The organism is Flavobacterium sp. N502536, assembly GCF_025947345.1.
Lineage (GTDB): Bacteria > Bacteroidota > Bacteroidia > Flavobacteriales > Flavobacteriaceae > Flavobacterium.
This window is the reverse complement of record NZ_CP110011.1, coordinates 447,964-459,848: the sequence shown is the minus strand read 5'-3', so window position 1 is coordinate 459,848 and position 11,885 is coordinate 447,964. Positions and strand designations below refer to the sequence as shown.

General features: G+C 39.1%; 7 protein-coding genes. All 7 read right to left on the bottom strand.

Features of this window, described 5'->3' with window-relative positions; all coding sequences use genetic code 11:
- Nucleotides 1-135: 135 nt before the first annotated feature.
- Nucleotides 136-516, bottom strand: a complete 381-nt coding sequence (locus OLM61_RS01955; RefSeq protein WP_264524852.1) for a DUF5367 domain-containing protein — start codon at nt 514-516, stop codon at nt 136-138.
- Between the two features lie 11 nt (nt 517-527).
- Nucleotides 528-1,355 carry an SDR family oxidoreductase gene (locus OLM61_RS01950; protein WP_264524851.1) on the bottom strand — a complete coding sequence of 276 codons (828 nt, stop codon included), beginning with the start codon at nt 1,353-1,355 and terminating at the stop codon, nt 528-530.
- Nucleotides 1,356-1,426: 71 nt separating this feature from the next.
- On the bottom strand, nt 1,427-2,305 hold the full coding sequence (locus OLM61_RS01945; protein WP_264524850.1) for a helix-turn-helix domain-containing protein: 879 nt from the start codon (nt 2,303-2,305) through the stop codon (nt 1,427-1,429).
- A gap of 1,089 nt (nt 2,306-3,394) precedes the next feature.
- Nucleotides 3,395-5,329, bottom strand: a complete 1,935-nt coding sequence (nagB, locus tag OLM61_RS01940; protein ID WP_264526348.1) for a glucosamine-6-phosphate deaminase — start codon at nt 5,327-5,329, stop codon at nt 3,395-3,397.
- Between the two features lie 43 nt (nt 5,330-5,372).
- The gene (locus tag OLM61_RS01935) at nt 5,373-6,167 is read right to left on the bottom strand and encodes a gluconate 5-dehydrogenase (RefSeq protein WP_264524849.1); all 795 of its coding nucleotides are present in this window, start codon (nt 6,165-6,167) and stop codon (nt 5,373-5,375) included.
- Between the two features lie 221 nt (nt 6,168-6,388).
- Nucleotides 6,389-7,519 carry a DUF4861 domain-containing protein gene (locus tag OLM61_RS01930; protein WP_264524848.1) on the bottom strand — a complete coding sequence of 377 codons (1,131 nt, stop codon included), beginning with the start codon at nt 7,517-7,519 and terminating at the stop codon, nt 6,389-6,391.
- Between the two features lie 261 nt (nt 7,520-7,780).
- Nucleotides 7,781-11,824 (bottom strand): two-component regulator propeller domain-containing protein, encoded by a 4,044-nt coding sequence (locus OLM61_RS01925; protein ID WP_264524847.1) that lies wholly within the window; start codon nt 11,822-11,824, stop codon nt 7,781-7,783.
- Nucleotides 11,825-11,885: the final 61 nt, after the last annotated feature.

Below are 11,885 nucleotides of genomic sequence, written 5' to 3'. Positions count from 1 at the left end.
AGAAATCTTTTAAATGAGGAAAGAATCCGTTTTCATTCGCGTTTTTACGAAGTAAACCCGTTTTATCCGCGTCGAATAAAAGGAAGTATTTAAAATATCTGTCCTTTACTATATTACTAAACTGGGAGTCGATGATTAAGGTTTAATTTTTCTTTTCCAATACAGATACACCGAAAAAGAGTTTATAAAGGCCAGTGTCCATAAAATTGGACTGGTGAAAAAGCTCTCATAACTTCTTCCTTCGGGAATTTCAACAAAAGGAACGGTTATCAAAACATCTAATAACAGTGCTGTTGCAGACATTAGTATTCCAAGTGTAAAACCCTTGGTATTGTATTTTTTCTGATAATAAAATTTTGCACCAACGATGGCATAAAAAACAATAAGTACCATAACGATGGTGGCTTGTACTAGAAAATAATCTTTCAGAAGGGGAGTATTACCGAAAAGATAAAAAGAAATACTAACGCACAACCAAACTATAAATCCTGAAAATATTCCTCTGCTATATTTCATAATTCAGGTTTTTAGGAGTTCCAGATTGCTGTTTTGGCTGTTTCTTTTGCATAGACAGAAAAATCCTTTGCTTTTCTACCCAGAATATTTTCTATATCCGAGGTGATACTGGAATTTCGGCCATCCAAAACCTGTTCAAAAAGATAGTTGATCAGCCAAATATGATCTTCCGGAATTTGATATTCTTTCAACATTCCAATATACTCTTCCAAAGATAATCCCTGAAAAGTGATATTTCGTCCGCTGGCTTCGGCGATTTCGTTTACCGCTTGTTTGAAAGTCAATAGTCTGGGACCGGTAAGTTCATAAGTTTTTCCGTTGTGTTTATCCTCTACCAGAGCGGCGGTCACTACATCGGCAATATCGTCGGCATCGGTAAAAGGTTCCAGTGCTTCGGCTCTTGGTAAGGCAACAATCCCGGCTAGTATAGGATCGAGAAAGAAGCTTTCGCTAAAGTTTTGATTGAACCAGCTGGCACGAACAATGGTCCAGTTTTTAGCCGTATTTTTTACGATTTCCTCGCAAAGCTGTGCTTCTTTTTCACCTCTTCCGGAAAGTAAAACCATTTTTTGAACACCAGATTTTGTCGCAAGCTGTGTAAAATTTTGGATAGTATTTACCGCCGAAGGAATGGCTAAGTCAGGCTGGAAGGTAATGTAAACCGTATCAATTCCTTGAAGAACAGTTTCCCAGGTTTCCGGTTTTTCCCAATCGAAAGGTGTTTTTTCATTGCGGGACCCCAAACGGATTTCAACGCCCTCAATTTGTTCTAATCTTTCAGCTACTCTGCGTCCTGTTTTTCCATTAGATCCCAGGACTAAAATTTTTGCATTTTTCATATCAGTATTTTTTAAAGGATTACTGATACAAAGTTGTTTAGATTAAAACGGAATCATTTGTCCGAAAAGAATTATGATTTGTTTGAAAAGAATTGTTGCCGAACTTCATTTGGACGCATGCCAAATTTTTTATGAAAGGCATTTGAAAAAGAACTCAGACTGTCATAGCCAACTTCCCAAGCAGATTCCTGGACTGTTTTTTCGTTGTCACGAAGTAATTCGTAAGCTTTGTGAAGTCTTTCTTCCTGAACAAATTTGAAGACCGGAATACCAAAAAGTTCTTTGAAGTTCTTTTTGAGTTTATTACTGTTTAAACCTACCATTTGTGACAATTGAGTGATTGATGGCGGTTTCGAATAGCTATTGGTTACAATTTCTTTTGCCTTAAAAAGTTTGTTTTTGTCCATTTCCGAAAGGTCAATTTTGGTACCTGTTGCCAAAAGTGCATAAAAATGGGCAAGCAGTTCATTGACCTGACTTTTTAAAAACAACAATCTCGTATTGCCGGTATAAGTGGTGTTGAAAATTTTCTGAACAGCCAATTGCATCTCCAAAGTCATATAAAAAGAAGGACCCTGAACAAAATGCTCTCTCGGATTTAATAATTCCGGAAGATAGTTTTCGAAAATTTCTTTCTCAGCCTGAGGTAAGGAATGCAGGTGTTTTGGTTTGGTGAAGATGCTGATGGACTGTAGTGGTTTATCGGGTTCTATTTTATGGGAGAATGCTACCTTCTGATTGCCAAAAAAGCAAATTGCCAAGCCCGTTGTATTGGTCAGATATTTAGTTTGATCGTTATGTTTGATCTCCAGTTCGACATTGCCCGAACCATAAAAGGCAAAACCAACGGCATCTCCGTCGATTTCGCATTGCTGTACGAAAGGTTTGGAGGTGTTGGATTGTTCGATTAAAACAATAAAATCATTTAATTCTATAATATCTGTTGTCATTGGTTTTTAAGGATTTGACTCAAAAAGAGGTGAAAAGTTACCATTTATTTTTAATATGTGCCATTCCTACGGAATTCAAAATATTGTGATGTCGTTTTGTTCAACGGATTAAAATCCGTTGTTACAAGATGAGCCGTTCCTTCGGAACTATTTGGAATTTTGACGATGTGCTTGTTTTGTTTTCGATGGATTAAAATCCGTTGTTATAAGATGAGCTGTTCCTTCGGAACTTTACGAAATTTTGATGATGTGTTTGTTTTGTTTTCAACGGATTAAAATCTGTTGTTACGATATGGGCGGTTCTTCGGAACTGTTGGAGAAGAGCCCTCGGCTCGACCAATTGTGTAGGGATGGATTTTAATCCATCTAGAATAAATCGGCCGGAAAAATTGAATTCCGTAGGAATGGTTTATGTTAATGATGAATAATTTAATAACGATATAATATAGGGTTGAAATATAAAATGGGCATAATATGTGCCATTCCTACGGAATTCAAATCTTGTGATGTCGTTTTGTTCAACGGATTAAAATCCGTTGTTACAAGATGGGGCGTTCCTTCGGAACTATATGGAATGTTGAAGATGCGTTTGTTTTGTTTTCAACGGATTAAATATCCGTTGCTACAAGATGGGGCGTTCCTTCGGAACTTTACGAAATTTTGATGACGTGTTTGTTTTGTTTTCAACGGATTAAAATCCGTTGTTATAAGATGAGCCGTTCTTTCAGAACTATATGGAATTTTGATGATGTGCTCGTTTTATTTTTGGATGATTAAAATCTGTTGTTGCGATATGGGCGGTTCTTTGGAACTATTGGAAGAGAGCCCTCGGCTCGACTAAATTTGTAGCAACGGATTTTAATCCGTTGAATAAAAAATTATCATAACAATTGAATTCCGTAGGAATGGCACATATTAAAAACGCCAATCTACATATCCCTATTTGTTTTGATTGTGAAAACATTGTCTGAATTTTAAAACAAAAAAACCTCCCAAAAAAATAATTTGGGGAGGCTTCTTTTTTAAGTCGGAGATTTTGCAATAGACCAACTTGTGAACAAAATAAAGGTATTGTATTGAATTAGTAAGCTAAAATTTCCAGCGTACGAAAGCTTCCATTGCGGCATAGTGGGACAAACCTAATTGATTGTACAATTGCGCTGTTTCGCTGTTTCGGTCCTCGGCTCTTTGCCAAAATTCTCTGGCATCGGTTCCCTGAAAGACTACGCCGTCTTTTTGAGACTGATGTTTGAAGATTCCGTGGCGTTTTTCCAGTACCTGATCGGGGCTCATGGGTACTGCCATTTCAACCTCATCGATTCCCCATTCCTGCCATGCCCCGCGATACAGCCAAACCCAGCAATCGTTCATAAAAGGTTTTGATTTTAGCGCTTTTACGGCCTCAAAAATCGCGTCCAGACATACTTTATGTGTTCCGTGCGGATCGGCCAGATCTCCTGCGGCGTAGATTTGATGTGGTTGGATTTTTTCAATTAAATCCATGGTCAGTTGGATATCTTTCTTGCCTAATGGTTTTTTTTCAATCGTTCCGGTTTCGTAAAAGGGAAGTTCCATAAAATGAATCTGTTCATCGGGTAAACCTACAAAGTGACTGGTGGCACGTGCTTCTCCTTTTCGGATTAGGCCTTTTAAATACCGAACTTCAGGAATATCTATTTCGCTTGCTTTTTTATTTTTTAAGAAGTTTTCGGCTTTTTTGTAGATGTCTTCGGCTTCGGCACTTTTTATAGCAAATTTGTCATTGTAATCGCAAACAAATCGGGCAAATCTCAGGGCTTCATCATCGGCCACGGCAATATTTCCAGAGGTTTGATAGGCGACATGCACTTCGTGTCCTTGTTGCTGAAGGCGCATAAAAGTTCCCCCCATACTGATAATATCATCATCGGGATGCGGACTAAAAATCAATACTTTTTTTCGGGTTGGTTCTGCTCTTTCCGGACGATTGTGATCGTCAGCATTTGGTTTGCCTCCGGGCCAGCCCGTAATTGTATTTTGAAGTTTGTTGAATATCTTGATGTTGATGTCGTATGCCGGACCTGAATCGGCCAGTAAGTCGCTCATTCCATTCTCGATATAGTCGGCATCAGTAAGCATCAGAATTGGTTTTTTTAAATCTAGTGCCAATCCTAAAACCGCTTTTCGGATGAGTTTATCGGTCCAGACAATTTTCTCGACCAGCCAGGGTCTGTTGATACGGGTTAGTTTGGAGGAAGCTTCCCGGTCCAGTACAAAAACGGCATTGTTGTGTTCCTGTAAAAAGGAGGCCGGAATTTGATTGGTGACTTCTCCTTCAACCGATTTTTTAATGATGTTGGATTTCCCTTCTCCCCAAGCCATTAAAATGACCTGTTTGGCTTCCATTATTTTTTTGACTCCAAGTGTAATCGCTGTTCTTGGCGTGTTGCTTAGACCCGAAAAATCTCCGCTGGCAGCCACTCTCGTAATATGATCCAGTGCTACCAGTCGTGTTTTGGAGTTTTGTAACGATCCGGATTCATTAAATCCAATATGACCGTTTCCGCCAATTCCAAGAATCTGCAGATCGATACCTCCTAAAGCTTCAATTTTGACTTCATAATTGTGACAGTAATCGGCAATTTCTTCTTTGGATAATGTTCCGTCAGGGATATGGTAGTTTTCAGGTAAAATATCTACCTGATCCAACAGCAGTTCTTTCATAAATCGAACGTAGCTGTTGATGGAGTCCGGTTCCATCGGATAATATTCGTCCAGATTGAAAGTAATCACGTTTTTAAAACTTAAACCTTCTTCTTTGTGCAAACGAACCAGTTCGGCATACAATCCTTTTGGAGAAGAACCGGTCGCTAAACCTAATATACAGGATTCGTTGTTTTTTTGTTTGGATTGAATTAGCGCTGCGATTTGTCGTGCTACAGCTTTAGAGGCTTCCGTTGAATTTTCGAAAACAACCGTGTTGATGTTTTCAAATCGTTTCTCGAAGCCCGTTGCTTTATCTATGGTGCTTTTTATCATTTTAATTTGTTTTTGACCTTTTAGAATTGATGTTCAAAGGTTTAGACTGCTAGTTTTCGTTAGAAGGTTTTCCTATTGTTGCTAATATTCCGCCGTCAACATACACGATATGACCGTTTACAAAATCACTTGCTTTCGAACTTAAAAAGATCGCAGCCCCTTGTAAATCATCAGGATTTCCCCAGCGCCCAGCCGGAGTTCTTCCGATAATAAATTCATTAAACGGATGGCCGTTTACTCTAATAGGTGCCGTCTGGCTTGTGGCAAAGTAGCCTGGGCCAATTCCGTTCGTCTGAATATTGAATTTTGCCCATTCGGTAGCCATGTTTTTGGTTAGCATTTTTAGTCCGCCTTTGGCAGAGGCGTAGGCACTTACAGAGTCTCTTCCGAGTTCGCTCATCATCGAACACATGTTGATGATTTTTCCTCCTCCGCGGGCAATCATTCCTTTTGCTACATTTTTAGATACAATAAAAGGTCCGGTCAGGTCTACTTTTATTACTGCTTCAAAATCGGCAACTTCCATTTCTATGATTGGAGTTCTTTTGATAATTCCGGCATTATTTATTAATATATCGATTGGTCCCACCTCAGCCTCAATTTTGCTGATGGCGGCAATTACGGCAGTTTCGTCTGTTACATCAAACAGGTATCCGAAGGCCTCAATTCCTTCCGATTTGTATTCGGCAATTGCGTTATCAACAGCTTCTTGTGAGGAATGGTCGTTTACTACAATTTTTGCTCCTGCATGTCCAAGTCCTTTGGCCATAGCCATTCCTAAACCGTGAACTCCTCCTGTAATGAGTGCTGTTTTTCCCGTTAAATCAAATAAGTTAATTGACATTTTTTGTTTGTTTTTGGTTATTAGTAATTTTAATTTGTTATTTCTTGTTCGTGTGTTTAAACACATAGAAACATAGATTTTTTGGAACTAAAAGAATACTAGAGAGAAACTCATTACTTTCTCATAGTTTTTTGTGTTTTATTTCGAGTCAAACGTCTTTCATACGTCATGTAAACGATGTTTCTATGTGTTAAAAAAATAAGCACAAAGTTGTGTTACCACTATTTTACACTGATGATTAAAGGATTTTTCAGTTCTTCATTAAAATGATCGAGGTAATTGAACCATTGTTTGGCCGAGGTAATTTTTCCGGCTTTGTCCCAGACTGCACCTGTGTAATAGACTAAAGGCTCGTTGTTTTTAACAGCGGTTTTGGTCAGCAATTGTTCTTTGTTGACCCACATAATAGTTGCCGGGGTTGTTAGTATCGAACCTAGTCCGGTAGTACCTTCTTTGTCAAAAGCAGGTTCCCAATATCCCATTATGCCTTGCTGTTCGTTTAAGGAAAGAATACCTGCTTTTTCCCGTCTGATAATTCCAACAACTACCGGCAGCGGATTTTTATCATCAAACGTATAAATGTTCTCAATTCGGTTGAGCTGTGAACCGGCATCTATAGAAATGATTTTTGTGGCTTTCACTTTTATACCGCCGGCATTCCAGGAATCAAAAGTGAGCTGAAAAGTGGTGCGTAAAGGCCCTTTGTCCAGTATTTTCCATTGGTGATAATTGCCGGAATATCGGATAGTATCTTTTACATAGGGAGCCATATTTCCTGCTCCTAAAGTGTGCCCCACATGATAATAATCTAATCCGTCACCGTGATCGATGTGATAATCGTTGCGTTTGTAGCGATCGTTTACGACTAATTTATCGGTTCTTTTCACCCATACATCATAACCGTAAGCGTCACCTTCTGTTTTTTCAAGAGCTTTTCCATAGGCACGGAAGGCAATTTTATCATTTTCCCAGGCAAAATCATCCAGGCGTTCCGGAACGTAACGGGCATAGGTTTTGGGAGCAAAAATTTCCGGTTTTCCTTTTTGAATGGAAAGATTCAGCGCTGATTTTGCTTTTAGATCAATTTGTACCAGTAGATTTTGAATGGCAGCATTCCCGTGATGTTCTAACTGATAGGAGATCTGTTTTTTGGTGAGGGTATTCAATACGACAAAGTTAGCCGTGTCAATTTGCGGATAGGAGGAAAGTATTGTTTTCCAGGGGATGGCTACAACTGTTTCTTTGCGGTCGAAAGCTGAATTATTTTGAAGGATTACCATTGCTTTTGTTTGTGCAACTGAGGTAATTGGCAAAATGAAAGCCAGTATAAGAAGGAGTTTCATTATTTTCATAAAGGGTATTTTAATTTTTAAACGTTGATTTGGGATTGGCTTTTTTTTGAATAAAACAGTTCCGTTAAGACATAGTTTGGGCCTTCCTGTTCTAAAATGAATGTTTCATCTGGACAGGATTATGATTTTCAAAACTGAAATCCGGGATTGTTTTGAGGCTTTTTTTAACCTTATTTTAGCGGATGGCTAAGGTTGTAGCATCAGGTTTTAGCGGTTTTGTTGTGTTCTTTTTGCATGGTATAGTCGTTTGTGTTGTTGTAATTATTCTTGTGTAGGGTCGATTTTGGCCAAATATTCGCTCGGCATACAGCCATAATGCTGTTTAAAAGCCGTAGAGAAATAAGAAGGCGAGTTGAAACCGCACATGTATGTAATTTGTGCAATGGTGTAACGTTTGCTTTGCATCAGCTCGACTGCTTTTTTAAATCGGATTCGTTTGATAAAGTCCATAGCCGATTCTCCGGTAATGGCTTTTAGTTTTAAATACAGGTTTGATCGGCTCATTCCGATTTCTTTACTAAACTGATCCACCGAAAATTCCGAATTCGCCAGATGGTCTTCTACAATACGAATGGCCTGTTTTAAGAACTCTTCGTCCAGAGTATTAAAAGCAATATTTTCAGGAACCATTTCTTTTCCAACAGAGTAATATTCTTTCAGTCGTTTGCGGGATCGCAACAGGTTGGTGATTTTTGCTGCCAGTAAAGGTGTCGAAAACGGTTTGGTAACATAATCGTCGGCACCCATTTCGAGTCCTTTAATTTGCTGGCTGGTTTCGGTTCTTGCGGTTAAAAGCATCAACGGAATATGCGACGTATTGATGTTTTGTTTGACGCGTTTGCAAAAATGCAGACCATCGAGCTCAGGCATCATGACATCACTGATGATCAGATCAAAAGGATGAAGTTCCAGAAGTTCCAGCGCCATTTGCCCGTCGTAGGCCACGGTAACGTCGTATATTTTGCTGAAATAATCCTGCAAATAATCTAAAATTTCTCTGTTATCGTCTACAATAAGAAGTTTTATCGGCTGATTGCTCTCAATCACTTCATTTTCTTCCGGCAGCAGGGCATCTTCATTTTCAAGGTCATTGTCGGAAAGTATAGACAAGTCGTAAGCCGATTCTTCCACGTGCTGATCGTTTTTGTAAACCGCATCTGAAATAGGAATGGTTACAATAAAACTGCTTCCTTCCTGCATTTTGCTTTCGGCGGTAATTTCACCATGATGCAGTTCGACCAGGCGTTTGGTAAAGGCCAAACCAACACCGGAACCCAAATTCATTTCGCGATTGTTTACCTGATAGAAACGGTCGAAAACCTTAGATAAATCTTCCGCACTAATTCCGACCCCCGTGTCAGTGACTTTTATTTGTACCGTATCATTTTTCTTCGCTACCGTTACTGCAATACTTTGCCCGGTTTTAGTGTATTTAAAGGCATTGGATAAAAGATTGAACAGTATCTTCTCCATGGCATCTTTGTCAAAATAAAACGGCAGCTGCGGCTCTTCAGAATGATAGGTATAGTGAATGCTGTTTTTCTCTGAAAGCGGTTTAAAAGATTCAAAAATCTCCTGTGTAAAACCCACAAGATCAGCTTTGCCTACTTTTAATTGTCGCGTACCCATTTCGGTTTTTCTAAACTCAAAAAGCTGATCGACCAAATTATAGAGTCTTTTGGCATTGATAAACATTAATTCATGTTTCTTTTTGGAAACTTTATCGGCAAACGGCATTTTTAAAAGTTCTTCCAGAGGTGCTAAAATCAGGGTTAGAGGTGTTCTTAACTCATGAGAAACATTGGTAAAGAAATCCATTTTTACCTGATTGATATAGCTTACTCGTTCTTTATCAATTCGTTCCAGTTTTAATTGCTGAACGGCTTTTATTCGTTCTTTTATAATTTTAAAACCAATATAGGCTGCCGTACCAATGATGGTAAGTAACAACAGTGAAAACCAGATGGTTTTGTACCAGGGCGGAAGAATGACAATTTTTAGGTTTCGAACGGCACTCATCTCTCCATTAGGTCCAATGGCTTTGATTTGGAAGTTGTATTTTCCTGCAGGCAAGTTGCTGTAGCTTACTTTAAGTTCATCAGTTCGCTGCCAGTCTTTGTCGATTCCTTCCAACTTGTAATAATAATAAGTCCGATTGGAAGAAATGTAATTAAACGTATTAAAAAAGATACTGAATTGTTTGTATTCAGGTCCAATTTCCAATTCGTTGGTCTGGTCCATATGTTCTTCGAGTATGTCGGTATCATCACCGGCGGCAACGGTTTTGTTTAATACTTCTAAAGCGGTAAAACTTAATTTTAAAGGAAGTGGCTGCTGTTTTACCATGGCAGGATAAAAATAAGAGAGCCCTTTAATTCCGCCAAAAAGCAGCATACCATCTTTGGCTTTGCAAAAGGCATAATCGTTGAACTGCTTGTTTTGTAAACCGTCACTTTCGTCAAAAGTCTGTACAAAACCATTGTCCGGATTAAATTTGATTAATCCGCTGTTGGTCGAAATCCACAAACTTCCTTCATCGTCCGGAATGATACCGTAAATGGTTTCTTTGACGAAATCTTTTCGGGCTTTAATCGTTTTGAAAGATTCCTGCGTTTCATCATACAAACGCAATCCTTCGCGGGTGCCAATCCAGATTCGGTGTTTTGAATCTTCGGTGACACAGTTTACAATATCATCACTTAACTTGCCATGACCAATAGCCGCAAATAAATTAGTGTCCGGATAAAAAAGTGTTACGCCATTGGTCGTCCCAATCCAGATTCGGTGTTTGCTGTCTTCAAAAAGAAAGGTAATATCGTCTGATGCAAGTCGCTTTCCGGCCTTGTCTAAGTGGATGTGTGTAAACGATTTTGTTTCGGGATGAAACTGGTCTAAACCTGATCGGGTACCAACCCAGATACGACCTTTTGAATCTTTTAACAGACTGTAAACCAAATCACCTGCAATCGTGTTGGGATTGTTTTCGTCATGGCGAAAACGCTGTGCAAAACCGGTATTCGGGTTGAGTACATTTAATCCGCCGTTGTGCGTACCTATTAATACATTTCCGTTATCATCAAATTCGATGGCTTTGATATTGTTCGAACTTAAGCTGTTTGGGTTGTTTTCGCTATTTGAAAAATAACTGATGGTGTTGGCATTTTTGTTCCAGTAATTTACGCCTTTGTCATTACTTCCAATCCAAAAATTGCCTTTTGCATCTTGTTTGATTGCGCCAATAACCTCATCATTCAAAGAGGGTTTCCCGGAGTTTTGACTTAACAGATTGAATTTTATATCGCTTTTATGGTAATAGTTTAAACCTCCGTAATAGGTTCCGAGCCAGATTCCGTTTTGTTTGTCTTTAAAGAAACAGCGAACCGAGTTTTGACTGATGGTGTAAGGCTGTGCTATCTGATGGTAATAGTTGCTGAAAGTGTTGGTTTTAGGATTAAAAACGGTAAGGCCCTTAAAAGTTCCGAGCCAAATATTTCCCTCCGTATCTTTTCCCACACATCTGATATTATTATCGGCAATACTGTTTGCTCCTGAGGTGTGAAGCAGTGCGCTAACCTGACCATTTTCGGCATTGTACCGAATGACACCTTCGCCTTCGGTGGCCACCCACAACTGTTTTGCGTCGGCATAGACAGCATTGATATACGGTTTTTTAGCGCCTAAGTTAATTCGTATCAGCTGATGCGAATTGGGGTTTAGTTTGAAAAGGCCAACATCTGTTCCGAGAATTATTTGTTTTTGCCAAAGACCGATGTAGGCAATTTTTTTGATTTCGTGTGAAGAAGCATTAAATCGGATGGCTGTGAAATTTTGTTCTTCGGGATCCAGCACAAAAACTTCTCCGGTAATCGAAGTCGCCCAGATTTTATGGGCAGCGTCTTCTGTGATCGAAGAGATGTACCATTCGCCAATACTTCGCGGAAGTTTGTAATTGGTGAAACTGTCTGTATTGTAATTGTAAACGCTGATTCCCTGATTACCGCCTACCCATAATTGTCCTTTGTGATCGGTAAACAAACTTCGGATGTAGTAGGACTGTAAACTGTTTTTAACATTCCTGATCGGACGATACACTTTAAAACCCTTACTGTCATAACGATTTAGCCCGTCCTGCGTACCAATCCAGATAAAGCCAAGTGTGTCCTGTGCAATGGCAAAAACAGAACTTTGCGAGAGGCCTTTATCAACCGAAATTGTACGGAAGTATCTATCCTGTACCTGAGCCTGACTTTTAGCGGCAAAAAGTATAAGATAGAAAAGCACAGCTATGGCAATCGTTTTCTTCATGAAGGTTTCAATTTTAATGGTTTGGTTTGCGTTTAATAGGTTATTGGTAATTTAACTCTAA

Coding starts and splice junctions, on each gene's coding strand:
- OLM61_RS01930 (WP_264524848.1), bottom strand. CDS start 7,519: ATGAAAATAATGAAACTCCTTCTTATACTGGCTTTCATTTTGCCAATT.
- OLM61_RS01950 (WP_264524851.1), bottom strand. CDS start 1,355: ATGAAAAATGCAAAAATTTTAGTCCTGGGATCTAATGGAAAAACAGGA.
- OLM61_RS01935 (WP_264524849.1), bottom strand. CDS start 6,167: ATGTCAATTAACTTATTTGATTTAACGGGAAAAACAGCACTCATTACA.
- OLM61_RS01955 (WP_264524852.1), bottom strand. CDS start 516: ATGAAATATAGCAGAGGAATATTTTCAGGATTTATAGTTTGGTTGTGC.
- OLM61_RS01945 (WP_264524850.1), bottom strand. CDS start 2,305: ATGACAACAGATATTATAGAATTAAATGATTTTATTGTTTTAATCGAA.
- OLM61_RS01925 (WP_264524847.1), bottom strand. CDS start 11,824: ATGAAGAAAACGATTGCCATAGCTGTGCTTTTCTATCTTATACTTTTT.